General features: G+C 64.2%; 22 protein-coding genes. 4 read left to right on the top strand and 18 right to left on the bottom strand.

Annotated features, from left to right (window positions below; genetic code table 11):
* Positions 1 to 12: 12 nt before the first annotated feature.
* Complete coding sequence (locus tag DFR67_RS15905) at positions 13 to 1,122, top strand: ABC transporter ATP-binding protein (protein ID WP_110470489.1); 1,110 nt, start codon at positions 13 to 15, stop codon at positions 1,120 to 1,122.
* A gap of 80 nt (positions 1,123 to 1,202) precedes the next feature.
* On the opposite strand, the gene DFR67_RS15900 is transcribed toward DFR67_RS15905, so the two are convergent.
* The 9 genes from DFR67_RS15900 to DFR67_RS15860 are packed head-to-tail and all read right to left on the bottom strand — an operon-like array spanning position 1,203 to position 10,455.
* A complete protein-coding gene (locus tag DFR67_RS15900; RefSeq protein WP_110470488.1) occupies positions 1,203 to 1,973 on the bottom strand; it encodes a hypothetical protein in 771 nt (256 codons plus the stop codon).
* A 54-nt stretch (positions 1,974 to 2,027) separates the two neighbouring features.
* A complete protein-coding gene (locus DFR67_RS15895) occupies positions 2,028 to 3,185 on the bottom strand; it encodes an MCE family protein (RefSeq protein ID WP_110470487.1) in 1,158 nt (385 codons plus the stop codon).
* Positions 3,186 to 3,192: 7 nt separating this feature from the next.
* The gene (locus tag DFR67_RS15890) at positions 3,193 to 4,311 is read right to left on the bottom strand and encodes an MlaD family protein (protein ID WP_110470486.1); all 1,119 of its coding nucleotides are present in this window, start codon (positions 4,309 to 4,311) and stop codon (positions 3,193 to 3,195) included.
* The gene (locus DFR67_RS15885; RefSeq protein ID WP_110470485.1) at positions 4,308 to 5,417 is read right to left on the bottom strand and encodes an MCE family protein; all 1,110 of its coding nucleotides are present in this window, start codon (positions 5,415 to 5,417) and stop codon (positions 4,308 to 4,310) included. Before DFR67_RS15885 ends, DFR67_RS15890 begins: the two co-directional genes overlap by 4 nt.
* Positions 5,411 to 6,409 carry an MCE family protein gene (locus DFR67_RS15880; protein ID WP_110470484.1) on the bottom strand — a complete coding sequence of 333 codons (999 nt, stop codon included), beginning with the start codon at positions 6,407 to 6,409 and terminating at the stop codon, positions 5,411 to 5,413. Before DFR67_RS15880 ends, DFR67_RS15885 begins: the two co-directional genes overlap by 7 nt.
* Positions 6,406 to 7,425: an MCE family protein gene (locus DFR67_RS15875; protein ID WP_110470483.1), complete on the bottom strand. Its 1,020-nt coding sequence runs from the start codon at positions 7,423 to 7,425 to the stop codon at positions 6,406 to 6,408. Before DFR67_RS15875 ends, DFR67_RS15880 begins: the two co-directional genes overlap by 4 nt.
* Positions 7,425 to 8,720, bottom strand: a complete 1,296-nt coding sequence (locus tag DFR67_RS15870) for an MlaD family protein (RefSeq protein ID WP_110470482.1) — start codon at positions 8,718 to 8,720, stop codon at positions 7,425 to 7,427. Before DFR67_RS15870 ends, DFR67_RS15875 begins: the two co-directional genes overlap by 1 nt.
* A gap of 4 nt (positions 8,721 to 8,724) precedes the next feature.
* Positions 8,725 to 9,591 carry an ABC transporter permease gene (locus DFR67_RS15865; protein WP_110470481.1) on the bottom strand — a complete coding sequence of 289 codons (867 nt, stop codon included), beginning with the start codon at positions 9,589 to 9,591 and terminating at the stop codon, positions 8,725 to 8,727.
* Positions 9,592 to 10,455 carry an MlaE family ABC transporter permease gene (locus DFR67_RS15860; protein WP_425451289.1) on the bottom strand — a complete coding sequence of 288 codons (864 nt, stop codon included), beginning with the start codon at positions 10,453 to 10,455 and terminating at the stop codon, positions 9,592 to 9,594.
* A gap of 317 nt (positions 10,456 to 10,772) precedes the next feature.
* On the opposite strand from DFR67_RS15860, the gene treZ reads away from it, so the two are divergent.
* A complete protein-coding gene (treZ, locus tag DFR67_RS15855; protein ID WP_110470479.1) occupies positions 10,773 to 12,488 on the top strand; it encodes a malto-oligosyltrehalose trehalohydrolase in 1,716 nt (571 codons plus the stop codon).
* 78 nt (positions 12,489 to 12,566) lie between these two features.
* Here treZ and ilvA read toward each other — a convergent pair whose 3' ends face one another.
* From ilvA to lspA, 7 genes are all read right to left on the bottom strand, one after another.
* Positions 12,567 to 13,928, bottom strand: coding sequence for a threonine ammonia-lyase IlvA (ilvA, locus tag DFR67_RS15850; RefSeq protein ID WP_110470670.1), 1,362 nt, complete (start codon positions 13,926 to 13,928; stop codon positions 12,567 to 12,569).
* 73 nt (positions 13,929 to 14,001) lie between these two features.
* Complete coding sequence (locus DFR67_RS15845; protein ID WP_110470478.1) at positions 14,002 to 14,439, bottom strand: nitroreductase family deazaflavin-dependent oxidoreductase; 438 nt, start codon at positions 14,437 to 14,439, stop codon at positions 14,002 to 14,004.
* Between the two features lie 110 nt (positions 14,440 to 14,549).
* Positions 14,550 to 18,095 (bottom strand): DNA polymerase III subunit alpha, encoded by a 3,546-nt coding sequence (gene dnaE, locus DFR67_RS15840; RefSeq protein WP_110470477.1) that lies wholly within the window; start codon positions 18,093 to 18,095, stop codon positions 14,550 to 14,552.
* Between the two features lie 178 nt (positions 18,096 to 18,273).
* The gene (locus DFR67_RS15835; protein WP_110470669.1) at positions 18,274 to 19,566 is read right to left on the bottom strand and encodes a serine/threonine-protein kinase; all 1,293 of its coding nucleotides are present in this window, start codon (positions 19,564 to 19,566) and stop codon (positions 18,274 to 18,276) included.
* Positions 19,567 to 19,660: 94 nt separating this feature from the next.
* On the bottom strand, positions 19,661 to 20,326 hold the full coding sequence (locus tag DFR67_RS15830; protein WP_245937984.1) for a hypothetical protein: 666 nt from the start codon (positions 20,324 to 20,326) through the stop codon (positions 19,661 to 19,663).
* Positions 20,327 to 20,331: 5 nt separating this feature from the next.
* The gene (locus DFR67_RS15825) at positions 20,332 to 21,258 is read right to left on the bottom strand and encodes an RluA family pseudouridine synthase (protein WP_110470476.1); all 927 of its coding nucleotides are present in this window, start codon (positions 21,256 to 21,258) and stop codon (positions 20,332 to 20,334) included.
* Positions 21,258 to 21,926, bottom strand: a complete 669-nt coding sequence (gene lspA, locus DFR67_RS15820; protein ID WP_245937983.1) for a signal peptidase II — start codon at positions 21,924 to 21,926, stop codon at positions 21,258 to 21,260. Before lspA ends, DFR67_RS15825 begins: the two co-directional genes overlap by 1 nt.
* 38 nt (positions 21,927 to 21,964) lie before the next feature.
* Here lspA and DFR67_RS15815 point away from each other — a divergent pair, with 38 nt between their 5' ends.
* Positions 21,965 to 22,951 (top strand): hypothetical protein, encoded by a 987-nt coding sequence (locus DFR67_RS15815; RefSeq protein WP_245937982.1) that lies wholly within the window; start codon positions 21,965 to 21,967, stop codon positions 22,949 to 22,951.
* Between the two features lie 103 nt (positions 22,952 to 23,054).
* Here DFR67_RS15815 and DFR67_RS15810 read toward each other — a convergent pair whose 3' ends face one another.
* The gene (locus tag DFR67_RS15810) at positions 23,055 to 23,591 is read right to left on the bottom strand and encodes a WKL family lipoprotein (RefSeq protein ID WP_170135231.1); all 537 of its coding nucleotides are present in this window, start codon (positions 23,589 to 23,591) and stop codon (positions 23,055 to 23,057) included.
* 144 nt (positions 23,592 to 23,735) lie between these two features.
* On the opposite strand from DFR67_RS15810, the gene DFR67_RS15805 reads away from it, so the two are divergent.
* Positions 23,736 to 24,668 (top strand): asparaginase, encoded by a 933-nt coding sequence (locus DFR67_RS15805; RefSeq protein ID WP_110470474.1) that lies wholly within the window; start codon positions 23,736 to 23,738, stop codon positions 24,666 to 24,668.
* A gap of 17 nt (positions 24,669 to 24,685) precedes the next feature.
* Here DFR67_RS15805 and DFR67_RS15800 read toward each other — a convergent pair whose 3' ends face one another.
* The gene (locus DFR67_RS15800; protein ID WP_170135234.1) at positions 24,686 to 26,047 is read right to left on the bottom strand and encodes a DNA polymerase IV; all 1,362 of its coding nucleotides are present in this window, start codon (positions 26,045 to 26,047) and stop codon (positions 24,686 to 24,688) included.
* Positions 26,048 to 26,065: the final 18 nt, after the last annotated feature.

Here is a 26,065-nt window from a genome sequence, read left to right as displayed (position 1 = left end):
CAGGAGCACACAATGGCAACCATCAGCTACGAAAACGCCTGCTGCGTCTACCCCGGCGCCGACTCACTGGCCGTCGACTCACTCAACCTCGACATCGAGGACGGCGAGTTCGTGGTCCTCGTCGGGCCGTCCGGTTCGGGTAAATCCACCGCTCTGCGCATGCTGGCCGGTCTCGAGGAGATCGACAGCGGTGCCATCAAGATCGGCGGCGACAACATGGTCGGCGTCGCGCCGAAAGACCGCGACATCGCCATGGTCTTCCAGAACTACGCGCTGTACCCCAACAAGACCGTCGGCGAGAACATGGGGTTCGCACTCAAGATGCGCGGCGTCGGCCTCGAAGAACGCAAGCGCAAGGTCGCCGAGGCGGCCAAGGTCCTCGACCTCACCGAGTACCTCGACCGCAAACCCGGGAAGCTCTCCGGCGGTCAGCGTCAGCGAGTGGCGATGGGCCGGGCCATCGTCCGTGAGCCACAGGTCTTCTGCATGGATGAGCCCCTGTCGAACCTCGACGCCAAACTGCGCGTGCAGACCCGTACCCAGATCGCGGCTCTGCAGCGTCGGCTCGGCACCACCACCGTCTACGTCACCCACGATCAAGTCGAGGCCATGACGATGGGCGACCGGGTCGCGGTGCTCAAAAAGGGTGTGTTGCAGCAGTTCAGCACCCCGACGGAGCTGTATGACCGGCCCAAGAACGCATTTGTCGCCGGCTTCATCGGCTCCCCCGCGATGAACCTGTTCACGGCGCCGATACGCAACGGGGCTGTGTCGGTGGCCGGCGCGAACATCGAACTCGACGCCGACTCGACCACTCTCATCGAGAAGTCCGGTCTGCAGGAGGTCACCGTCGGTATCCGTCCGGAGGAACTCTCCCTCGGCGACGGCGGCGAGGGCCTCGGGGTCACGGTTGCCCTGATGGAGGAACTCGGCAGCGAGACCTACGTCTATGCCACGCTCGACGATCCGAACGTCAAGAGTCTCGAAGGTGGGCCCCTCACGCTGGTCGCTCGCTCCGGTCAACGCTCACCCGCAAAGCTCGGTGAGGCGGTGCGGCTGCGTCAGAACAGCGGCAGGGTCCACCTCTTCCATCCTGAGACCGGAGAGCGCATCAGCCTCTGACCCGAGACAAACCCAGCCAGAGCAGGCAAAACCAGGTGCTGCAACACCTGGTTTTGCCTGCTCTGGCTGGGTTTGTGAGGTCAGCCGGCAGGGGCAGGGGCCGGGGCAGGTTCTGTCGGAACGGGGGCAGGTGCTTCGCCGCCGGGAGCCGCGGGATCTGAGCCGACGCCGGTACTGGAGGGACCCGGATCCATCTGTGAGACAAGCCATTTACCGTCGTGCTTTTCCAGGGTCAACCTGAACATCCCGACGTTCGTGACCGGCTGGGTGGCAACGCTGCTGGTACCGCTGATCTCGGCGATCACCAGCGTGGTGGCCGAGTCCTCGGTGTTGGAGACGACACCGGACGACCAGATGTCCGGCGTGATCTTGAGCTGCATCTGGGTGATGTCGGCCTGCGTCTTGTCGCGTTCGGACACCAGGTTGTCCCGGAACTGACCCGTTGTCAGCGGCGACATCGTGTCGACGTATTCACTCGCACTGGCGGTGTTCATCGAGTTCAGCAACTGGGTCACGAAGTAGTCGGACGCCTGCTTCGCATCGGCAGCCGCAACCAATTCGTCCGAATCCGATTTCCATTTCAACCCGAAGAAGATCGCGACCGCGATGAGGGCCACCACCAGCGCGCCGGCGACGATCTTGCCGACAGACGAGACATTGATCGTGATCTGCTTGCCCGGCTTCGCCGACCCGGCAGACGATGCGGGTGCGGCGGCCTCCATGGTCGGCGCATCCGAGGCGGAGTCCGCAGGCTTTTTCCGCGACTTCCCCGTCGGTCTCTTACTCACCGAGACACCCTCGGAGGGCTCGGTTCCGGGGTCCGCGGTTTCGGGCACATCGTTGTCAGCCATACGGCGTTTCTACCTCATACACTTTCGGTTTTTTGTTGCGCAGCGCTGTAGGGCTCAGCCCAACGGGGCAGTGCGCGCGTTCGGATCAAAATTCGGTGGCGGTCCCGCGGTGTCGTCGCCCGGTGGCCGCGGAGCATTCGCCGCGCCTCTGATCTGTTGCGTCGGGTCTTCGGTGACGCAGTACAGGTTGACCGGGACCGAACTCTGCAGGATCTCGGTCGGCGGTTGTGGCAACACCGGGTAGTCACAATACGGGCGCGGGTAGATCGAGCCATAGGCCCACCAGGCGCCGTCGTGGAACATCGAGAGCGACGTGATCGCGCCATCTCGGATCGACGGCAGCAGGTTGACGAGGGCCGGCGCGCGCAGCGCACCCTGCTGAGCGATGTCGAGGAACTGCTTGAGTACGTCCGTCAACGGATCGGTCAGGGTGTTCAGCGACCCACCGAGGGTCGTCAACTGCGCCGGAGCACTGCCGAGAAAGGTGCGCAATTCCTGATCAGACGCCACGAGGGCGTCGATCAGACCGCTGATTCCGCCGGTCAGCGTGCCCAGGTCAGGTTGGACATCTGAGGTTGTCTCCAGAATCGTGCCGGTGTTCTGGATCAGCGACACCGTCTCCGGCAGCACCCGGTACAGGTCGGCAAAGATGACGCCGCCGCTGTTGAACAGCGCCCGCAGCTGATTCTTCCCACCGCTGTCGAGGGCGACGTCGAGTTCGTCGATCGTCACCTTGAGTTGGTCGGGGTCGATCTGGTTGACGACGTTGACCGTGGACTCGAGCAGTTTCGGAAACGCCACGGTCGATGACGTCTGCCGGGTGCTGATCTTGTCACCATCGGAGAAGTACGGGCCTTCTTCCGTGGACGGCTGGAAGTCGACGTACTGCTCGCCGACGGCCGACAGCCCGAGAGCTTCGACCGCCGCGTCCTTGTTGATCTTGTACTTGCTGTCGACGGTCACCGTGACCTCGACCGCGTTCGGTGTCGTGAGGATGGTGTCGACCTCACCGATCCGGGCGCCGCGCAGCGTGACGTCGGACGTCGTCTGCACCCCACCGGAGTTGGCGAACTCGACAGTCAACGAGTACGAATCCGCGAGTGGGCGCCACCGCAGCACACCGAGACTGAGGTACGCCACGCCGACCAGCATCACCAGCACCAACGCGAGGTTGGACAGCAGGATCTTGTTTTTGAGCAACCAGGCAGTCATCGTCGCATCACCCGCAGCATCCCTGGGTTCCGGTGAGCCGGGCCAACACTCGCACCAGGGTCTGGTGCAACGAGTTGACACCCTGATCGATGTCCCCCACCTCCGGGAGGCGGCTGGCTGCGTCGAACCCGAAACCGGGCGAGAGGAACCAGACCCGGGCCGCAACGGTGGCAGCACTGCCCGGCGTGGCGTTGACCCACTTCGGTGTCAGCACCTTCAACTTGTCGGAGACCGGACCGAGCTCCTCGACGGCACGGCCCAGAGCTTCGACGTCGACGAGCAGATTGTTGGTCAGCTCCACCGTGTTCCCGGTCTGGGAATCGAGGAAGTCGTTGAGTGCATCTGTGACGACCTTCGTCTTGTCGAGAGTTGTCACGATCGAGGGGATCTGCGCGTCGACGACACTCAGGGCCGGCCCGACGGTGTTGATGGACGCGACGAGCTGTTCGCGGCCGTTCGCGAGATCGGTGGAGAGCCCGTTCAGCGACTGCAGCGCGGTGTCGATCTCGGTGGTGTTCTGAGCGAGCCTGCTGATCGCCGTCGTCATACCGGTGATCAGGCCGGTCAGCTCGGGAGCCTTGCCGCCCACGGCGTTCGACAGTTCGTTGATGATCTCTGTGAGGTTCTTGATGGCCCCGCCGTCGACGAACGCGGTGGCGGTGACGAGAAGATCTTCGACGGTCGCGGCCTCCGAGGTCTCACCGCTCAGGGAATCACCGGGTTTCATGATGCCTGCCGCATCGCCGTCTTCGGGAGGCAGCAGCGCGACGAACACGTCACCGAGCGGTGTGCCCTGGCGCAGTTCCGCCCCGGTACCCACCGGCAGCTCGATGTCCTTGCGGACCAGCATCGTGATGTCGGCGGCATAGTTGTTCGCCGTGATCGAGTCCACCAGCCCGACATCGTTACCGTTCAGCTTCACCTTCGCCCGCGACGGCAGGTTCAGTGCGTTCCCGAAGGAACCCTTGATCTCGTATCCACCACCGACACCGCCCGGCGCGGGCAAGGGGATCTGATCGATCGTCAGACCGGGGATCGACCCGCACCCCGACAGCAGCATCACACCTGCCACACCCGCAACGACGGAGGCCTTGGCCCGGTGGGCGCCACCCGTGAACGCGCTCATTTCGTCATCTCCACAAGAGCCGAGAACACACCGAGATCGGGGCCGAAGCCGGTCAGCTTTCCCGTCCGGCACCCGTCCTGCTGGAGGTTGATGGCCTCGCAGAACGTCGAGAGCAACTCGTTGTCGAACAACGACTTGTCGATCAGCACCTGTGCTCGCCAGGCCCGCTGCTCGACGGACACGGAGTTGGCGAGGTTCTCGAACGCCAGGGGCGCCACGTCGATGGTGTCCACGAGCTGCCTGGAGTAGTCACTGAGGTTGCTGATGACCGCCGCCAGACGTCCCATCGAGCCACCGAGCGTGGTGGTGTTTCCTTCGAGGAACGTCGCGGTGTTGTTCAGGGTCTGGTTCAGACCCTCCATCGTCGCCTGCAGGCCGGGCGCCTGATCACCGAGCATCTGCGACACCTGGGTGATCGAGGAGGAGAACGCTGTCATCTTCGGGTAGTTCTCGACGAGTACGGATGTGAGTTGATCCATGTTCTTGATCACCTCGACCAGGGCATCGCCGTTGTCGACACCGACCTGGGCTGCTTTGCTCAGCTCGTCGATCGCAGCCTTCATCCGGGCGCCGTTGCCACCGAAGATCCCTGAGCTGATCGAGAGCATGTCGCTGAGCGGACCGTTCCCGTCGGGATCGGCCTCGAATTGTTCGACGAGGTTGTCGACGGTGTCGAACAGTGTGCCGATCTCGACCGGACTCTTCGCGTCGCTGATCACGTCACCGTCGGCGAGTTTGGGCCCCTCGGAATACGGCGGCGAGAGCTCTATGTGACGGGTGGTCACCAAAGAGGTGTTGATGATCGCGGCTGTGGCGTCGGCAGGGATGGGGATGTCCTTGTCGATGGTGAACTCGACCTTGACGCGGCCACCCTGCGGCGTGATCGACAGCACCCGGCCGACAGGCATACCGAGCACATCGACGTCGTTGTCGGCGTAGAGCCCGGCAACGCTCTCGAAGTAGGCGGTCACCTTGATCGTCTGTCCCGCAGCGTATTTGATGTCTGCAGGTATGAGAGTGCAGCCGGCCGCAATCAGTGCTGTGCTCATCAGCGTCGCGACCAGGACGATGGTCCGGCGTAGTTGTCCGACTGATCTGTTCAGCATCCGTTCACCACCCGGGCTGCGCAGAGCCAGTTGTCGGGGAAGATGCCCCACGGTAGATAACCCATCGCGTACGGTCCCGATCCGGTGGTGTTGGCGATTGCCCGCACCGTCAGCGGGAGCACCTCGAGCATGTGCCGCAGGTTGTCCCGGTTCTTCTCGAGTCCTTCGGAGACTGTGTTGAGGTTGCCGATCAGCGGTGCGAACTGATTGTTGTTCTCCGCGCCCATCGCCTCCATCTGCTGCGCCAGGTTGGCGACCCCGTCGAGCATCTGGACGACCAATTGCTGACGGGTGGCGATCTTCTGCGCGAGCAACTGACCCTGCCCGACGATCACCGACAGCTGGTATTGACTGCTGTTGAGCACGTCGGTCACCGTCTCGGTGTCCTTGATGAGCAGGTTGATCTGGTCGCTGCGGTTACTGATCACTTTCGACATCTCGGTGAGCGCGTCCAGCGTCGTCCGGGTGACCCCCGGTGCGTCCTTCAGCTGACTGTTCAATGCGCTGACACTGTCGCTGAGTTCTTCGGCGTTGACACCGGCGAGCACGGGGGTGCCGCGTTCGATGGTCTCCTGCAAGTCGTAGGGCACCTGGGTGAGTGGGATGCGTGATCCCTCGAGCGGTTCGGTGGAGTCACCGATCTTGATGTCGACATACCGCTGACCGAGCAGCGTCGACAGCTTGATCTCGGCGGAACCGTCGTCACGTACCTCGACCTTCTTGTCGACTTCCATGGTCACTTTGACGTGGTCACGCGCCAACTCGGTCTTCGACACCTCTCCGACGTCGATACCCGCGACCCGCACCTTGTCGCCCGGCCGGATGCCACCGGCCTGCGAGAAGTCGGCGGTGTACTCCCGCTTGCCGATTCCCGAGTCCGAGATGGCGAACGTCGCGAACACGATCACGATCAACACCACCGCCCCGATCACACCGAGCCACACGAATCGATGGCCTCGCCAGCTGCGGCCCAGCGCCCCTGCCTGGCTCATCGACACACCACCGAGTGGTTGGTGCCACCGATCTGGCTGATGAGACCTGGCGGGAACAACACTCCCCCGATCGACACATCGAGCTCGCACGCATAGATGTTGAGGTAGGCACCCTCGCCCATGACCATCGGGAAGTGCACCAGGAACAGCGGCAGATCGATTGCCAGCTGATCGAGCTTCGGACCGATGTCGATCATGCGGTCGGTGGTGTTCTTCAAATCCTGACCCAGATCACGAACATCGGGACGAATGGTGCCTAGTAGGTTGCCGAGTCTGTCGGTGGCACTGCCGATGCTCTGCACCGATGAACCGAGCGCAGGCGAGTTGGCGTTGAGACCTTCGATCAGGCCAGCGAGGTTGGCGACGAGCTCCTGCATCTGTTCGCCCTGTTTGCTCAGATCACCCATGACAGCACTGAGATTGGTGATCACCGCTCCGATGACCTGATCGTTGTCCGCGAAATTGGTGGCGACCTTACCGACCTGTTCGATGGTGTAGCTCAGTGAGACCTCATTGCCCTGAAACGTCTGAACGAGGCTCTCAGACAACGCGTTCACCTGGTCCGGGTCCAGGGTGTCGAAGACCGGCTGGAAGCCGGCGAGCAGCGCGGAGACGTCGAACGAATCCTGGGATGGCTCCTTCAGCGTCGAGCCCGGCGACAACCGCATCTGCTCGGGGCCCTCGACCAGGTCAAGGCCCACGTACCTCTGCCCGATCAGGTTCTGATACTTGATCGATGCCCTGGTGTTGGAATAGATCGATTGATCCTTCTGGACCTCGAAGGTGACCTCGGCGCGATCGGTGTCGAGCTCGATGGCGTCGACGCGGCCGACCCGGACACCGGCCATCCGGACGTCATCGCCCTCGTGCAGACCGGAAGCATCATTGAAATATGTTGTGAACTTGTTGGTCTCACCCGGAACCGATCGCTGCAGGGTCGACCAGATCGTCCACGTCAGCACGAGCGCGAGCACTGCGAACAGGCTGAATCCGATGAGCGGCTTGCTGTATCCCATCAGCTCTCACCACCTTCGGCCACCTGGACCGACTGCACCAGTGGACCGAGCATCAGGGTGTCCGCGGCTGAGGGCTCACGCTCGAGCGCAGCCTCCAGAGTTTTGTTGTCACTCGCCGTGGTGACCGCGACGGGACCCTCCGCCGGCCCCACCTCCAGATCACTCTGCGCGCTGCTCGGAGTGACCACCAGCGGCCCCGAACTCGTCGGTCCGGTGCCGGTGCCCGGTCCTGAACAGCCGGGCCCCCTGGTCATCCCATACTTCCCACCGTCGTACACCGGGCAGTTCTGCCGGTTGTACATCACAAACGGACTGAAGCTGACGCCGATGTTGAGCTGAGGCTTTCCGTTGACGCCCGTGAACACGGTGAGCACCTTGCCTGCGAGATTGTTGAGCGCGCGAATCGAACCCGGCAACGCTTCCGAGTCGACAGCGATCGCGCCTGTCATGACATTGAGATTTTCCACGATATGAATACCGGAATCCCCGTTGCGTGCGAACAGGGTCTGGATCCGGTCGATCATCCCCTGTGCTGCGGTCAAGGTTCCTGCGAGTTCACGTTGACGCTCGATGATCGTGATCGAGGGAACCACCGCGCGCCCCATCGCGTCGAGGAGCTGCGGGGTCGATTGTTCGATCCCGCGGAGGGAGTCGTTGAAGTTGTCGAATCCGGGAGGCGCACCGTCGGGGAACTGCGCGTTGATCTGCTGCCAGTATTGATTGAGCGTTCCGACGAAGGCGCTGAACACGTTTCCGCCCCCGCGCAAGGTGTCGGCGATCGTGCCCAAGACCCGGCCGATCTGCTCCGGGGGTACGGCGGTGAACAGTTCACGCAGATCGTTCTGGACAGTCTGCAGCGCGATCGTCTCTTTGGATTCGTCGGCGACCACCTTGCTGCCGTTCGACAGATGCCCTTTCGGATCGGCCGGTGGGATGAGTTCGACCGAGTTGACTCCGAACAGATTGCTGGGCACGGTCCGGGCCGTCACGTTCGCCGGAATGCCCTCGGCCTGCTCGGGGACGATCTCGATGATCACATCGGACAGATTGGTCTCGGTCGCTTCGATGGTGGTCACCGAACCCACGATCAAGCCGTTGTAACGGACGTCGGCCTGGCTGACCAAACCGTCGCCGATGTCGTCGAGGCTTGCGGTGACCTCCACCTTGGTCTCGAAGGTGCCCTGGTAGCGCATCATCAGCGCCACCAGGATCAACGCCACGACGATGAGGAACACGACCCCACGCAACGCGTATTGCGTCGTGGAGGGGTTTCGACCGGTTGTGTCTACGAACATGCGTTCACCCCGAAATCCTCACTCCGGGCGACAGACCCCAGAACACAAGCGTCAGCAACAGATTCGCGAAGACCAGAACGATGATCGCCAACCGGATCGCGTGACCGGCCGCGACCCCGACGCCTTCGGGCCCACCCGAGGCGAAAAAGCCGTAGTAGCACTGGATGAAGGTGGTGAGGAGTACGAACACCACCACTTTGATCACCGAATACACCATGTCCCGCGACAAGATGAACTGGTAGAAGTACGACAGATACGCGCCCCGCCCCTGACCGCTCTGGATTTGGAACATGAACTGGCACGCAAGGTAGTTGGCGGCCAGCGAGACGGTGTAGAGCGGGATGATCGAGATGACCGCGGCAATCATGCGGGTTGTGACGAGATATGGCATCGGCCGGATCGCGATGGACTCGAGGGCGTCGATCTCCTCGCTGATCCGCATCGAACCGAGCTGTGCCGTGAAACGACATCCCGACTGCGCCGTGAACGCGACCGCCGCCAGCAGGGGGCCCAGTTCGCGAGTTGTCGCAAAGGCCGAGATCGCGCCGGTCACCGGGGACATACCGAGCAGGTTCAAAGCGGTGTAGCCCTCGATACCGACTGTGGCGCCGCCCATCACCCCGAGCAGGATGATGACGCCGATGGTGCCGCCGCCGACCACGATTGCGCCGTTGCCCCACGTCACGTCGGACAGGAGTCGCCAGATCTCTTTGCTGTAGTGCTTGAAGGCGATGGGCACCGCGCCCACCGAACGCACCAGGAATGTGAGCTGATGCCCCATGAGGACCAGCAAGTTCCTCGGCGATTCATAGAGCTTCTTGCTCCACGCCAGAGGCCGCAGTACCGGCGGCGTGTACTTGGACGCGACCATCTAGACCACCCTCGTCGGGACGACCACGGCAAAGATCTGGGTCAGGATCACGTTCACGGTGAACAGCAGGATCACAGAGTTCACCACCGCGGCATTGACCGAGTTGGCCACGCCCGAGGGGCCACCTTTGGTCGACAGCCCTCGGTCGCAGGCGACCACCGCCACGATGGCGCCGAAGATGACGGCTTTCGTGATGGCGAAGGCCAGGTCGGCCGGTGACGCAAACGACGCGAAGGTGCCGGTGTAACTACCCGGCGTACCTCCTTGGAAGTACACGTTGAACACGTAACCGGTGACGAAACCGATGAAGCACACGAACCCGCACAGCAGGAAGCTGACCACCATGGTGGCGAGGAGCCGTGGAGAGATCAGCCGCTGGACCGGATTGACGCCCATGACCTTCATCGCATCGATCTCGTCGCGGATGGTGCGTGATCCGAGATCTGCGGCGATCGCCGAGCCGACGGCCCCCGCAAGGAGTAGCGACGTGACCAGTGGCGCACCCTGCCTGATCACGCCGAGCCCGGTAGCGGCCCCCGAGAACGAGGTCGCGCCGATCTGATTGGCGATGTTGCCGACCTGGATCGACACGATGACCCCCACGGGAATGGCCACCAGCAGCGTCGGCATCACGGAGGTGTTGGCCATGAAAGCGCACTGCCGGATGAACTCGCCGAAGGGGAAGCGCCGTTTGGCGATGTCGACGAACAGCACCTTGAACACTTCGAGGAAAAGCGTCATCTGCCGGCCGAATGTCTCGAACGACGCGATCACATGCTCGCGGAACCACCGACGTAACGGACCGAATCCACCACGCTTCCGGGAAGTGCCCCCTGCACCTGCCGCCACGGTTGCTGTACTCACACCCTGCCTTCGTTGTCCCCGTCATACACACCCGGTGCGTATGAGTTCGCTCATAGTGTCACATAGCTAATCGGTACATCCGACTAACGCGTTATTTAACCGAAGAACTCGTCACCATAACGAAAGTTACGCGCTGTACAGCGGAGACGGTGTTCACCTACATCTGAATCAGGCGTTGTCACATTAGCTCATGGCCCGCCCGTTTCCTGACATCTCCGCGATTCCCGGTTAACTTATCGCTTTTGACGACGGCCCAGCAACACCCGGCCGCACACTCTGCTCGGCATGCAGCAGTGGTACCAACTACCGTTGAAGAGATGACCTTTCTTCCGGTATGGGCCCCCGCGGCCCAACAAATGCGAGTAGTGATCGACGACGACATCCACGAGATGCATCCGACGGGCGGGGGCTGGTGGGAATCGTCGATTTCCGTCGCTGCGGGCGCCAGGTACGGCTACCTCATCGATGACTCGGCGGATCCGCGGCCTGACCCCCGGTCTCCGCGACAACCAGACGGGGTGCACGGACTGTCCCAGGTGCACGACATCGATCCCGAGATCTGGTCCGACTCCGCCTGGACGGGAAAACCCATCGCGGGCGCGATCATCTACGAACTGCACGTCGGCACCTTCACACCCGCCGGCACACTCGACGGCGCCATCGACCGCCTCGATCATCTCGTCGGACTGGGCGTCGATTTCGTCGAATTGATGCCGGTGAACGCTTTCAACGGCACCCACAACTGGGGGTACGACGGCGTCGGCTGGTACGCGGTCCAGGAGACGTACGGCGGACCCGACGCACTGGCGCGGTTCGTCAACGCATGTCACTTGCGAGGTCTCGGAGTCATCATCGACGCCGTCTACAACCATCTCGGACCCTCCGGCAACTACCTTCCGGAGTTCGGGCCGTACCTGACCACGGGTGCCACGTCGTGGGGACAGTCGGTGAACCTCGACGAGGCCGACTCCGACGAGGTCCGCAAGTACATTCTGGGATCCGCGCTCCGCTGGCTGGAGGTGTTCCATGTCGACGGCCTGCGGCTCGACGCGGTACACGCGCTCGTCGACAGGACCGCACTCCATCTGCTCGAGGAATTGCAGATCCGCACCGACGAACTCTCCCGCCGTGTCGGTAGGCCGCTGTCGTTGATCGCGGAGAGTGATCTCAACGATCCGAAGTTGATCACCGCGCGGTCGGAGGGTGGATACGGCCTTGCCGCCCAGTGGAGCGACGACGGCCACCATGCCATCCACACCACCATCTCCGGGGAACGGCAGGGTTACTACGCAGACTTCGGCAGCCTGGAGTGTCTGTCGAAAGTGTTGCGTGAAGGGTTCTTTCACGCACTGACGTATTCGTCGTTCCGGCGCAGGCGGCACGGTCGTCCGATTGATCCACAACATGTCACGACCACGTCCCTCGTCGTCTACACGTGCAATCACGATCAGATCGGTAACCGCGCGGTCGGTGACCGCCCCAGCGCGTACCTCACCCCGGGACAGTTGGCGGCCAAGGCGGCACTGGTGCTGACCTCTCCCTTCACACCGATGCTGTTCATGGGTGAGGAATGGGCTGCGACGTCACCGTTTCAGTTCTTCACCTCACACCCCGAGCCCGAGTTGGGCGAGGCCACCGCCAACGGTCGCAAAGCCGAGTTCGCCGAACATGGGTGGGATGCAGCGGAAATCCCCGATCCTCAGGACCCCGAGACATTCGAGCGCTCGAAACTCCGGTGGGCTGAGATCGAGGAGGCAGGCCACGCTAGGGTTCTCGATTTCTACCGCGCACTGATCACCCTCCGGAAAGAGGTACCGGAGTTGTCCGACGACGACTTCGCCTCTGTGGCGATCGATTTCGACGCCGACAACACCTGGTTTGCGATGCACCGCGGTGCACTCACCACGATCGTGACCCTGACCGAGACCTCCGTGGCAACTCCCTTTTCCGGTGAGGTGTTGGTGGCGTGGGAGCCACCCTCGGACGACGGCATCCTCAGCGGACACAACGCGGTGGTGCTCCGCCGCACCTGACCCAAACGCTCCACTAATACGAAGACGCGCCACATATATGTGGCGCGTCTTCGTATTTGTGGAGCGTGTGTGACCCGGTCAGGTCAGATAGCGATACGCCGGCGATCCCGGCTCGAGCCGCTCGCAGATCAACCGCGAACTGTTCATCCGATCCAGGAGCGGACTGAGTCCGCCGGGAGCGCCGAGTTCGACACCCACCAGTGCGGCGCCGGTTTCGCGGTTGTTGCGTTTGACGTACTCGAACAGCGTGATGTCGTCGTCGGGACCGAGTACCTCATTGAGGAACCCCCGCAACGCGCCGGGTTCCTGCGGGAAGTCCACCAAGAAATAGTGTTTGAGGCCACGGTGGACGAGCGACCGCTCGATGACCTCGCCGTAGCGGGAAACATCGTTGTTCCCACCTGACAACAGGCAGACAACCGTCCACCCCGGCTCGATGGGCAGGTCCTCGAGGGCCGTGACGGCAAGTGCACCGGCCGGCTCAGAGATGATGCCCTCGTTTTGGTACAGCTCGAGCATCGCCGAACAGATCGCACCCTCATCGACGTGCGTGATGTGCACGGCCCCGGCAGGCAGCTTCTCGTGACCGCGATGCACGGTGCCCGACTGCGGCAGATCCGGATGATGGGCCACTGTGGCGCCCGCCTCCGACATCACCCGATGCCCGAGTCCCCCGATCCGTTTGACTGCCGCACCATCGACGAACGGATCGATACCGCTGAGCGTGACCGGTCCCCCGTCGACCAAAGCGGCCGACAGCGATACTGCACCCGTTGGTTCGACACCGACGATGCGGACCTGATCGCTCAGCGAGCGCAGATAAGTGGTCATTCCGGCGATGGCGCCACCGCCCCCGACGGGGACGACGACCAGATCCGGCATCCTTCCGAGCTGCTCGACGATCTCCTTCGACATCGTTCCCTGACCTGCGGCGGTACGAGTGTCGTCGAACGCGTGAATCCAGGTGGCGCCGGTCTCGAGGACGTCGGCCTGCGCGGCCGCGGCTGCAGCGTCGTAGGTGTCGCCCACCGAGATCAGCTCGACGAAATCACCACCGTGCCAACGGATTCGATCACGCTTCTGCTTGGGGGTACTGGTCGGCACGTAGATCCGGCTGCGGATCTGCATGGTACGTGCGGCGTATGCGACGCCCTGCGCATGGTTGCCTGCGCTCGCCGCCACCACCCCGGCCGCACGCTCGGCGTCGGTCAGCATCGACATCACGTTGTAAGCGCCGCGGATCTTGTACGAACGCACCGACTGCAGGTCCTCACGCTTGAGGTACACCTGCGCGCCGGTGGCGGCCGACAGCCGCTCCGAAATCTGCAGCGGAGACAGCGCCACCACACCACCGATCCGCTCGGCCGCAGCATCGATAGCGGCGGCATCCAAGGCGATGCGGGCGGGTGGTGTCGTGGTCGAGTCGACAGGCTGTCCTATGGTCACGCCACCAATCGTCTCAGACGATGGTCGAGCTCCGCCTCCGGCTTCGTCTCACCTATCCAAACAGAAACTACTTCGCGGGTTCGAGGACGAACACCGGGATCTCCCGGTCGGTCTTCTCCTGATAGTCGGCGTAAGGCGGGAACGCAGCGACTGCCCGCTCCCACCACACCGCCTTCTCGTCGCCGGTGATCTCGCGGGCGACCATGTCCTGAACAGTCGGGCCGTCCTGCAGTTCGACGTGTGGGTGCGCCACCACGTTGTAGTACCAGACCGGGTTCTTCGGGGCACCACCCAGCGAGGCGACCACCGCGTAGTTGCCGTCATGCTCGACGCGCATCAGCGGGGACTTGCGGAGCTTGCCCGACTTGTTGCCGACGGTGGTGAGGACCACGACCGGCATTCCGTTGAGCTCGGTGCCCTCGGTGCCACCCGACTTCTCGTACTTTTCGGCCTGCTCCCGCGCCCAATCGCTGGTGCTCGGCTCGTACTCGCCCTCAAGTGGCATCGCTCAACCTCCATGTTGTTCTCACACGCACCCGACGTCCCGCCGAGCACGCACAGCGTCGTTTCCCGTCAACCACACATATTCGTCCACTATTCCAGGTCGCACGCCGGTCAACTGGCCATGCAGGCCGGACCGAGCAGCGCTTTCAGGTCTCCCATCAGCGCCGATGTCGGGTTCACGCGCAACTGATCATCGAGTTTGAGTGTGGTCTGTTTGTTGCCGCTGACCAGCCGCACATGCACGTCCGCCGTCCCCGGATGACGCACGAGCACCTGCTTGAGCGCACTGACCCGATCCGCGGTGCACAACCTGGTCGGCATGATCAGCGAGAGCGGCTTGTCGACACCCACGTGCGAGAGATCTGGGACCGCCAGGTCGTTGGCCGAGATCATCATGCTGTCGTCACGCAGATTCACCCGCGCCTTGACAAGGACGACGGCATCGGAGGCGATGTCCATGCCGTAGGCCTGGTAGGCGCGCGGGAAGAAGTACACCTCCACACCACCGACCATGTCCTCGATCTGGACCACGGCATAGGATTCGCCCTTTTTGTTCACCCGCCTGGTGACCGCCGAGATGATCCCACCGATGACGATCTGGGCGCCGTCCTTGACGTTGCCCTCGAGCAGGGAGCTGATCGAGGTGTCGGTCTGCGCAGAGATGACATGCTCGACGCCGTTGAGCGGGTGCCCGGAGACGTAGAGACCCAGCATCTCCCGTTCCAGCGCGAGTTTGTGTTTGGTGTCCCACTCTTCTTCGGGCACCTTGACCGCGAAGGCGTCGTCGGTGACACCTTCCCCGCCACCGGCATCACCGAACAGGTCGAATTGACCGACCGCCTCGGCTTTCTTGGTACCGAGCACGGCGTCGACCGCGTCGGCATGCACCAGGAACAACCCCTTGCGGGCGTGACCGAGTGAATCGAACGCCCCGGCCTTGATCAACGATTCGGTGACCTTCTTGTTGCAGGCCGTCACACTGATCTTCCCCAGGTAGTCCGAGAAGCTCGTGAAGTTCGACTTCTCCTCGCGCGCCGCGAGAATCGATGCGACCACACCGGTACCGACGTTGCGCACCGCGGCCAGACCGAAGCGGATGTCGCCACCGACGGCCGCGAAGTTCTGCTGCGACTCGTTGACGTCGGGCGGTAGCACCGTGATGCCCAGCCGACGACAGTCGGCCAGATAGATCGCGGCCTTGTCCTTGTCGTCGGCCACAGATGTGAGCAGGCCGGCCATGTACTCGGCCGGATAGTTCGCCTTGAGGTACGCCGTCCAGAACGACACCAGCCCGTAGCCGGCCGCGTGCGATTTGTTGAAGGCGTATCCGGCGAACGGGAGGATGGTGTCCCACAGCGCCTTGATGGCGGCCTCGGAGAATCCGTTGTCCAACATGCCCTGGCGGAAGCCGGCGTACGCCTTCTCCAGTTCGGACAACTTCTTCTTACCCATGGCGCGACGCAGCAGGTCGGCCTGACCGAGCGAGTACCCGGCGACCTTCTGGGCGATCTGCATGATCTGCTCTTGGTAGACGATCAGACCGTAGGTGTCGGCGAGGATCTCCTTGAGTGGTTCCTCGAGTTCGGGATGGATCGGCGACACGGGCTGCCGGTTGTTCTTGCGGTCGGCATAGTCGTTGTGCGCGTTCATGCCCATCGGGCCCGGGCGGTACAGCGCGAGCACGGCGACGATGTCGCCGAAGCCGGTGGGCTGCATACGCTTGAGGAGCTCGCGCATCGGGCCGCCGTCGAGCTGGAAGACACCCAGCGTGTCGCCCCTCGCCAGCAACTCATAGGTCTTCGGATCGTCCAGCGGCAGGGAATCCAGGTCGAGATCCATGTCGCGGTTGAGCTTGAGGTTGTCGATCGCATCGCCGATGACCGTGAGGTTCCGAAGCCCCAGGAAGTCCATCTTCAGCAGCCCGATGGCCTCACAGGACGGGTAATCCCAACCGGTGATGATGGCGCCGTCCTGCGCACGCTTCCAGACGGGGATGGCCTCGGTCAGCGGTTCGGACGACATGATCACGGCACAGGCGTGCACACCCGCGTTGCGGATCAGGCCTTCCAGACCCAGCGCGGTGTCGTAGATCTTCTTGACGTCCGGATCGGTCTCGATCAGCTGCCGGACCTCGCTGGCCTCTTTGTACCGCTCGTGTGAGCTGTCGGTGATGCCGGCGATCGTGATGTCCTTGGCCATGATCGGCGGCGGCAGCGCCTTCGCGATCCGGTCGGCGATCGCGTAACCGGGCTGACCGAACTGGACACGAGCCGAGTCCTTGATGGCGGCCTTGGTCTTGATGGTGCCGAACGTGATGACCTGGGCGACCTTGTCGCTGCCCCAGCGTTCGGTCGCGTACCGCACCATGTCACCACGGCGCCGATCATCGAAGTCGATGTCGATGTCGGGCATCGACACACGTTCCGGGTTGAGGAATCGCTCGAAGAGCAGTCCATACGGAATGGGGTCGATGTTGGTGATGCCCAGGGCCCAGGCCACCAGTGACCCGGCGGCCGATCCGCGACCGGGACCCACCCGGATCCCGACCTCGTTCGCGTGGCGGATGAGGTCTCCGACCACGAGGAAGTAAGCAGGGAAACCCATCTGGATGATGACGTCAAGTTCGTAGTTGGCGCGTTCGAGATACTCCTGCGGCACCTCGCGACCGGGGAACCGCCGGTTCTTGAGACCTTCGGCGACCTCTTTACGCAGCCAGGTCTGCTGCGTCTGACCTTCCGGCACCGGGAACACCGGCATCCGGTCACGGTGCTCGAAGACCTCGGCGTAACTCTGCACCCGCTCGCCGATGAGCAGGGTGTTGTCGCAACCACCCGGGACCTCGGAGTCCCAGAGTTCGCGCATCTCGGCGGCCGACTTGAGGTAGTAACCGTCACCGTCGAACTTGAAGCGGGTCGGGTCGGACAGCGTCTTACCGGTCTGGACACACAGCAACGCCTCGTGACTCGCGGCATGGCCCTTGGTGACGTAGTGGCAGTCGTTGGTCACCAGCGGTGGGATACCGAGTTTGCGGCCGATCTCCAGCAGTCCCTCACGCACCCGGCTCTCGATCTCGAGGCCGTGTTCCATCAACTCGAGGAAGAAGTTCTCTTTGCCGAAGATGTCCTGCCACTTGGCTGCAGCTTCGAGGGCCTCTTGATCGTGGCCGAGCCTCAGGCGCGTCTGCACCTCGCCGGACGGACACCCGGTGGTTGCGATGATGCCTTCGGCGTGGGTGGCGATGATCTCCGCGTCCATGCGCGACCATTTGCCGAGCTGCCCCTCGATCGAGGCGAGCGACGACAGCTTGAACAGGTTCTTCAGACCGGTCGCGTTCTCCGCGACCATCGTCATGTGGGTGTACGCGCCGCTACCGGAGACGTCATCACCCTTTTGATCCCGGTTACCCCACAGCACCCGCTTGGTGTTGAAGCGGGACTCAGGCGCGATATACGCCTCGATACCGATGATCGGCTTGATGCCCATCTTGGTGGCGACGTTGTAGAACTCACTGCCGCCGAACATGTTTCCGTGGTCGGTCATGCCGATCGAGGTCATCTCGAGGCGCTTGGCCTCGGCAATCATCGGGTTGACCTTGGCCGCCCCGTCGAGCATCGAGTACTCAGTGTGGTTGTGCAGATGGACAAACGAATCCGACACGCGTCGCCTCTCATTTCGAACCCACGAACGCCTGCGGTCTGTCCGAGCTGACCCCGACGCCGCAAGAACTCTCAGTCTAGGCGGGGCCACCGACGCGGTTCGCCAGGCGCGGCCCAGACGTGCCGAAGTGGTGAGGGTGGGTCAGATGTGACTCGGCCCCTTCCGCCTCCGGGAAGAATCACGCGACGAGGAGGATGGCCACCAAGATCGCGATCGCGATCACGACCAACCCGACGAACAACGCGATCATCACGGCGTTCGAGCCCGATTGAGAACCCTTGCCACTGCCATCGGCGCCATTGACACCGCCATGCGGGCCCTGGCGCGGCGCGCTCTGATGCAGTGGGTGCTGCTGCGCCGAACTCTGCTGCGCCGAACTCTGCTGCGGCCCTGACTGCTGCGAGGGCGCCTGCGCATGACGGGAGGCCTGACCGTACTGGGCGCTGGGACCGTATTGGGAGCTCTGACCGTACTGGGGACTCCGGCCGTGCTGGGGGCTCTGGCCGTATCGGGAGCCTGGCACCGGCGTGTTCGACCTGCCAGCCGCCTGGACCGGCGGAGGTGTCGCATAGCGCGTCGCGGCCTGGCCGGCGTTCTGCCGAAACGCCGATTGCAGGGCGTCCGTGAACTGCCTGCAGTTCGCGAACCGATCGTCGGCTTCCTTGGCCATCGCCTTGGCGATCACCGAGTCCACGGCCGGCGGCACCGCGGGAACCAACTCCGACAACTTGGGCACCGGTTTGCTCAGATGCCCGGTGATCACATCCGCGGTGCTGTCCCCTTTGAACGGCACCCTGCCGGCAATGAGATGAAAGGTTGTCGCCGCCAATGAGTATTGATCGGTCCGGGCATCGACCTGCTGACCCTTGAGCTGCTCCGGCGACGCGTACGACAGCGTCGCCAGCACTGTGCCGACCACCGTCAGCGACTCGGTCTCGTTCGCGGCCTTCGCGACCCCGAAGTCGGTGAGCAGCACGCGCTGTTCGTCGGCCAGGCTCGGATCCAGGCTTCCGTCGACCTCCGACAGCAAGATGTTGGCGGGCTTGATGTCGCGGTGCAGCAACTGCTTGCGATGTGCGTAGTCCAGACCACGCGCGATCTCGGAGGCGATCCGAACCACCCGTTCCGGCGGCAGACCCACCTGCGAGCCGGCTTTCTCCTGCATCCGGTGCAGTTCCTGCGCGCAGTCCGTGCCCGCGACGTACTGCATCGAGATCCACAGCATGCCGTCATTGCGCCCGCGGTTGTAGATGGTGACGATGTTCGGGTGATCGAGCCCGGCTGCCACCTCGGCCTCACGCAGAAAACGCTTCCGGAACTGCTCGTCCTCGCCGACCTGCTCCCCGAGCACCTTGATCGCGTCGCTACGCGGCAGTTCGGGGTGCTTCGCCAGGTAGACAGCTCCCATACCGCCGCTTCCGAGCGCACGCTCCACCCGGTACCCGGCGATCCAGGATCCCGGCTGCAACATGATTTCCCCCATCGGCCGCGGACTCGGCGGGACGGTCGGCGCACCACCTGTTCCATCCGCTTCGTCTGTGTCTTCTCCGACACCCTATAACGTCCTACGCTGGCGGAATGGGACCGTCGTCGGGGGCCGGTGCAACAACGGTGGTCATCGTCGGCAGCAACGGAACCACCGAAAAGAGCCCGGCAGAGGCATCTGCGGGTAGCGCCTGCACCGCACGGACCTGGGAAGCTTCGGCCAATATCCGCAACCGGTCGAGCGGAGCCCGCACCACGACGCCGACCACACAGGCACAGCCTGCGCGAAGCCTCGCTGAGGCCACCTCACCGACGGCGCGGGCGCGGTCGGTGCCGGTCGACCGTCGGAGCACCGATTCGGCTGCGACCGCCGACGAAGCGAGGAAGGACGCTTCGGTGTTACCGCTGGGAACGGCCACGGTCGGCGTCTGTACGCGGTCGATCGGCACGTTGAAGATGCTCTGCGACAGTGATGTAGGGACGTTCTGGGTCAGCGCCCAGACGGCGTTCGGCGTGGTCGCCTCGACCAGCGACACCAGTGCCCAGCGCTCACCGCCCGGTCCGGCCAACGAAGCGTCGGCACGGTCGAGGTACGCCGTCACCTGCTCACCGTTGTCCGGGCCGAGTACGTCCCCGGTGATCGCTGGAGCGGGTACCGGATTGAGGCGACCGACCACATAGAGGCCCGCGACGAGCAATCCCGCGGCCAGTACCGCGACCAGAGCCCTACGGGCGACTGAGTTCACCGGTGCTAACCGGCCCGCAATTCGTCCAGGGCGTGCTGGAGATCGGCGGGGTACGGACTGGTGAACTCCACCAACCGACCGTCGGACGGATGAGCGAACGACAGCGCCCGGGCGTGCAGCCACTGCCGCTCGAGTCCAAGCCGCTTGGCGAGTACCGGATCGGCGCCGTAGGTCAGATCGCCGCAGCAAGGATGATGCAGCGCGGAGAAGTGCACTCTGATCTGGTGGGTGCGGCCGGTCTCGAGGTGGACGTCGAGCAGGCTCGCGGACCGGAACATCTCGACCGTGTCGTAATGAGTGATACTCGGTTTGCCCGTGGCAGAGACGGTGAACTTCCAGTCGTTGCCGCGGCTGCGCCCGATCGGTGCGTCGATGGTCCCACTGGGCGGATCGGGATGACCCTGCACGATCGCGTGGTACCGCTTGTCGACGGTCCGCTGCTTGAATGCCCGCTTGAGCAGGGTGTAGGCCCGCTCGGAGACGGCCACGACCATCACACCGGACGTTCCGACGTCGAGGCGGTGGACGATGCCCTGGCGTTCCTGGGAACCCGACGTGGAGATCCGGAAGCCGGCTGCGGCCAGGCCACCGATCACGGTCGGCCCCGTCCAGCCCACCGACGCGTGCGCAGCCACGCCGACTGGTTTGTCGACGACCACGATGTCATCGTCGGAGTAGATGATCTCCATGCCCTCGACCGGCTGGGCCTCGATGGTGAGGACCCGGGCGGGCGCGGGCAACAGGACGTCGAGCCACTGTCCGCCGACCAGTTTGTGCGACTTCCCCACCGCGACACCGTCGACGCTGATGTCCCCGTCGTCGGCCAGCGTCGCCGCCACCGTGCGGGAGAGACCGAGCAGGCGTGCCACCCCGGCGTCCAGCCGCATACCCTCGAGCCCCTCCGGGATGGGCATGGATCGTGCTTCGCGCATCAGAGTTCGCCTCGCTTGCCGGTGTCCGAGGCCTCGGACCGATCTTCTGCCGATGACTTCGCCGGCGGATCCGAATACTCCTGCACCGCAGGTACATCGGATTTCGACTCAGGTTCTGCGTGCTCACCGGTGCGGGTGCCGTCGAACTCGAACCCGAACAACGTCAGACCGACCAGCAGCACCGCACCGCAGACAACCGCCGAGTCGGCGATGTTGAACACCGGCCACCAGCCGACCGACATGAAATCGACGACGTGCCCGCGCAGGGGGCCGGGCGCACGAAAGATGCGGTCGACCAGGTTGCCCAACGCGCCGCCGAGCACCAAGCCCAGGCCCAGCGCCCACCACACCGATCCGAGTCGATTGCTGTATCGGATGATGCCCGCGACCACGGCCAACGCCACGATCGTCAAAATCCAGGTGTAGCCGGTGGCCATCGAGAAGGCTGCGCCACTGTTGCGGACGAGTTTGAAGGTGACGGTGTCACCGATGATCTCGACGGGGTCGCCGGGTTCGATGAAGGCGACGGCGATGATCTTGGTGATGAGGTCCGCGGTCAGGACAACCGCGGCGACGATCAGCAGTACCAGCCACATTCTGGGCCGTGGTCTGACACCGGTCGGTTCGGCGGAATCGTCCGCGGCGGGTGGGGTGGGGTCGGTCGTCACCTGTCCATCATCCACGATCGGCTCGATACGCTGGCTTCGTGTCCTCTCCAGCTACCACGCGCATCCCCCATCGTCCCCGGATCTCCCGGCTGCTGACCCCACCCGTGGTCGCCGCCGCGGTGACGCTGCTGACCATCGGAATCGCGGGATGCGGCTCGGACGACGACCAGCCGGCGCCGCCGCCGCCTACCGGTTGCGCCACGGACTCCACGGCCGGGCAGAGCGCCGCGGCACTGCTCCCGGTTCCCCCGGCCAAGGTCACCATCACCGATCCGGGCGTCGAACCGCGGTCCGTCCCGCTGAGCGGTTTCGATCGCGCAAACGCCCAGTCGGCACAGCTCGTCACCACATCCACGTCGTCGTCGACCGCCACCGACCAGGGCCCGGCCACGACGGCGACCACTGTGGATCTGCCGTTGACCGCTCGGGTGAACTGCTCGGACGCCACCGACATCGATCTCCGCATCGGAGCTGCAGGGTCACCCGACACCGCCCTCAACCAAGCACTCAAGGCCCAGAACGGGTCGCGCGCGGGCATGAGCATCGGCCCCGGCGTGGTCCCGATCTCACTGAGGATCCTGCCGGGCGAAGACGCCGATGACACCGCGCGGCAGGCGGTCGAGGAATCGTTGTTCGCGACATTCCAGCGATCGGTGACGCTCCCCACCGAACCGATCGGCGTGGGAGCCCGCTGGGAAGCGGTCCGTACGGTCAACGCCGGCGCCACTGTTCGGCAGACGATCGCGGCGACCCTCACCAAGCGCGAAGGTGACGTGCTGACCGTCGACTACAGCGTGGACGAATCCCCGGTCGATTCCACGTTCCGGCTCCCGGACGGCGGTGTGCTGACCATCGAGAGCTATTCGATGACGGGTACCGGGACCGTGGTCGTCGACCTGGCCCGCGGCGTCCCGGTCTCGGGGCAGTCCACGATCTCCGGCGGAAGGACGCTGGTCGGAGCGGACGCCGGCAAGCCGTTCAGTCAGCTGCTCGGCTTCGACTCGACGTGGTCACCGGGACCGTGACGGAGTCGCCCGGGGACACAGACGGGTCGCCCGGGACACAGAAAAGCGGCGTCCCCGCGATCAGATCGCGGGGACGCCGTTTCGCAATGTCGTGCGAGAAGGACTAGCTACTCGCCGGGCACATCGGGCTCTGGACGTTGGCACCGCTCAGGAGCAGGCACACAGTTGTCGAGGAAAGCTTCCACGTGCCGTTGTCGAAGACGATGAGAGCTTCGACCTGCTGCTGCGGAGCGTCCGGCAACTGGACCTTGACGTTGGCCTTGGCCTGGTTCGTCCCGGCCGGACGCACCGGTGCGACGATCTCGTAGGTCAGGTCAGGGTTCGCTTCGCGACCTGCGACCAGCTTGTCGAAGAGCGCCGGATCCTTCTCCGAACCCTCGACGAGTTCGGTCTTCTCCGTCGCCGGGACGTTCGGATCGAGAGCCTTTTCCAGCATCTCGTTGAGGGCAGCGGCCGTCGGGGGCTTCTTGGGGTCGGTCAATCCGGTATCGCCACCGTTGCCGGTGCTACTCCCGGTGGACGTAGTGGTGCTGGTCGTTGTGGTCGGGTCGCTGCTACCACCACCGTCGTCGGAACAGGCAGCGATGGACAGAAAGGCGCACACGGCGACGCCGGCGGTCACGAACTTGCGAAACTTCAAAATCCGTCCTTCTCCTTGAATCCCGCCACCGCGAAGTGGGCAGGCGAAACTGGTTTTGAGGCCGCTGGGGCCATCGGTCTGGACCCACTATGCCAAAAACATGTGGATTTGACGCACGCCTACCCTCGGCCGAAGCTATCGGGCATGGTCAACACGGGTGCAGTGGTGTCGATTCTCACCACGGGCGGAACCATCGCCAGTCGCGGATTCGCCGGCGGCGCCCGTCCCGACGTCCGCGGCGACGATCTCGTCGCGACCATCGCACCCACGGATCTCGTGCTCCGGGTGCGCGAGATCCTGCACGTCGACTCATCGGCGATCCTGCCTGCAGACCAGGACGCCATCCGTCTGGCGGTGGACGCCGAGTTCGCCGATCCGGACGTCTGCGGTGTGGTGGTGACCCATGGCACCGACACCATGGAAGAAACGGCGATGTTGCTCGATCTGATGCACGACGACCCGCGCCCGCTGATCATGACCGGCGCCCAGCGCCCGGCCGACTCCCCCGACGCCGACGGTCCGACCAATCTGTCCGCGGCGATCGCAGCGGCAGCCGACGACCGCAGCCGGGGCTCGGGCGTGCTCATCGCCATGGGCGGCTCCCTGACGCCCGCACGCGGTGCCACGAAACTCGACAGTGGGGCCCTCGCCCCGTTCGCCGAGATCCATCCGGGTCTGGCCCGGCCGGTGTTGCCGCGCACCTGCATCGCCCGCGCCCGGGTTGATCTACTGTCGCTGTACCCCGGCGTGGACCCCGAGCTGCTCGACTGGAGCGTGAGCAGGGGCGCCGACGGGATGGTGCTGTCGGCAACGGGTTCAGGTAACACGCATCCCGAGGTGGTGGCCGCCGTGACACGGGCCATCGACCGCGGCGTGGTGGTGGTTCTCTGCTCAAGGGTCCCGCGCGGCCATGTCATCGCGCACTACGGCGGTGGCGGCGGCGCCGTCGACCTGGTGCACGAGGGCGCGATCATCTCGCCGTGGCTACGCGCATCCCAATCTCGAATAGCGTTGCAGGTCATACTCGCCGGCGGCGGTGGACGACCCGAGGCCGACGCGTTCTTCGGGACCGCCTGACCCCCGCACCGCCGACATCATTCGGGCTCAGCCGCCGCCCTCAAAAACTCGTCGGGCCAGTCCAGGGTGTCCAGCGAATCGGCTTCTTCGAGTGCTGGATCATCCAGCGCGAAGGTTTTCGCGAACCCGGGCCCACTGCTGCGGGTCTCGAATCGCACGGTCACCCGCCCATGGCCGCTGCCTTGTACCCAGCCCAGCCCATGCGTCTGGTGCCGTACGTCGTTGCCGGTGGACCATCGCAGCCGATCGGCCTCGGGATTGCGGCCGACGGGATGAAACGCCTCCTGGGTCGGCGACTGCGCGGTGGCCGATTCTGCCCCCTCGAACTCGTCCAGCTCCGGGAACATCGAGAATTGTTGCACTGCAGTCAACCCCGAGTACCCGACTCCGACGAGACGGATGGGTCCGATCTCTTGTGGATCGATCGCCAGCCGCTGCGCGGCCGCCGCGAGGACCGGTAGCTCGGTGGTGGCCGCCGGTAGTGTGCTCGAGCGGGTCAGTACCGACATGTCGGATTTCTTCAGCTTGACGACGACCGTCCGCGATCCACGTCCGTCACTCAGCAACCGCCGGTGCGCCGACGCCGCGGCGCGCTCCACCGCCTTCCGGAGTCGGACCAGATCGGTGATGTCCTCGGCGAACGTCGACTCGGCGCTGATCTGTTTGGCCGAGGCCCGCTCGGCGACCGGTCGGTCATCGACCCCCTGTGCGAGCAGGTGCAGACCCGGTCCGACAGTGGCGCCGAGGACCGACGACACCTCGACAGGTGACATCCGGGCGAGATCGCCGATGGTATCGATTCCCAACCGCTGCAGTCGTTCTCCTGCAACCGGACCGATGCCCCACAGTTTGCGTACCGGCAGTCGCGCGAGAAACTCCTGCTGCTGCGCGGGGGTGACGACGACAACACCATCAGGCTTGGCCATGCCGGACGCGATCTTCGCGATCTGCTTTCCGCTCCCGAAGCCCACCGACGCTGCCAGACCGAGTTCATCACTGATCCGTCTGCGCACCCGCTCCGCGAACTCACGGGCGTCGTCGGCATCCGCTCCGGCCAACTCGACGGGTTCACCGAACGCTTCGTCGAACGAGAGCATCTCGATCACGGGCACCAGTTCCCTGATGAGACCGAATACGCGGACACTCACCGCCCGGTAGACCGATCCGCGTGGCGGCAGCACCACGGCGCCGGGTCCGACGAGTCGTCGCGCCTGGTGCATCGGCATCGCCGAACGGGCTCCGAAGACTCGTGCCTCGTAGCTGCATCCGGCCACGACCCCGCGGCCGCCCAGTCCCCCGACCAGCACTGGGCGGCCGCGCAGTGTCGGCCGCGTGAGCTGCTCGACGGACGCGAAGAACGCATCCATGTCGATGTGCATCACCCATCGGGAACTTCT

Origin of the sequence: Williamsia limnetica, assembly GCF_003217475.1 — a bacterium.
Lineage (GTDB): Bacteria > Actinomycetota > Actinomycetes > Mycobacteriales > Mycobacteriaceae > Williamsia > Williamsia limnetica.
This window is presented reverse-complemented; position numbering and strand designations above follow the sequence as displayed.

Excerpts from the sequence above, each read along its gene's own strand:
- DFR67_RS15905 (WP_110470489.1), top strand. The coding sequence starts at position 13 with ATGGCAACCATCAGCTACGAAAACGCCTGCTGCGTCTACCCCGGCGCC.
- DFR67_RS15900 (WP_110470488.1), bottom strand. The coding sequence starts at position 1,973 with ATGGCTGACAACGATGTGCCCGAAACCGCGGACCCCGGAACCGAGCCC.
- DFR67_RS15895 (WP_110470487.1), bottom strand. The coding sequence starts at position 3,185 with ATGACTGCCTGGTTGCTCAAAAACAAGATCCTGCTGTCCAACCTCGCG.
- DFR67_RS15890 (WP_110470486.1), bottom strand. The coding sequence starts at position 4,311 with ATGAGCGCGTTCACGGGTGGCGCCCACCGGGCCAAGGCCTCCGTCGTT.
- DFR67_RS15885 (WP_110470485.1), bottom strand. The coding sequence starts at position 5,417 with ATGCTGAACAGATCAGTCGGACAACTACGCCGGACCATCGTCCTGGTC.
- DFR67_RS15880 (WP_110470484.1), bottom strand. The coding sequence starts at position 6,409 with ATGAGCCAGGCAGGGGCGCTGGGCCGCAGCTGGCGAGGCCATCGATTC.
- DFR67_RS15875 (WP_110470483.1), bottom strand. The coding sequence starts at position 7,425 with ATGGGATACAGCAAGCCGCTCATCGGATTCAGCCTGTTCGCAGTGCTC.
- DFR67_RS15870 (WP_110470482.1), bottom strand. The coding sequence starts at position 8,720 with ATGTTCGTAGACACAACCGGTCGAAACCCCTCCACGACGCAATACGCG.
- DFR67_RS15865 (WP_110470481.1), bottom strand. The coding sequence starts at position 9,591 with ATGGTCGCGTCCAAGTACACGCCGCCGGTACTGCGGCCTCTGGCGTGG.
- treZ (WP_110470479.1), top strand. The coding sequence starts at position 10,773 with ATGACCTTTCTTCCGGTATGGGCCCCCGCGGCCCAACAAATGCGAGTA.
- DFR67_RS15845 (WP_110470478.1), bottom strand. The coding sequence starts at position 14,439 with ATGCCACTTGAGGGCGAGTACGAGCCGAGCACCAGCGATTGGGCGCGG.
- DFR67_RS15835 (WP_110470669.1), bottom strand. The coding sequence starts at position 19,566 with ATGTTGCAGCCGGGATCCTGGATCGCCGGGTACCGGGTGGAGCGTGCG.
- DFR67_RS15825 (WP_110470476.1), bottom strand. The coding sequence starts at position 21,258 with ATGCGCGAAGCACGATCCATGCCCATCCCGGAGGGGCTCGAGGGTATG.
- DFR67_RS15805 (WP_110470474.1), top strand. The coding sequence starts at position 23,736 with ATGGTCAACACGGGTGCAGTGGTGTCGATTCTCACCACGGGCGGAACC.
- DFR67_RS15800 (WP_170135234.1), bottom strand. The coding sequence starts at position 26,047 with ATGCACATCGACATGGATGCGTTCTTCGCGTCCGTCGAGCAGCTCACG.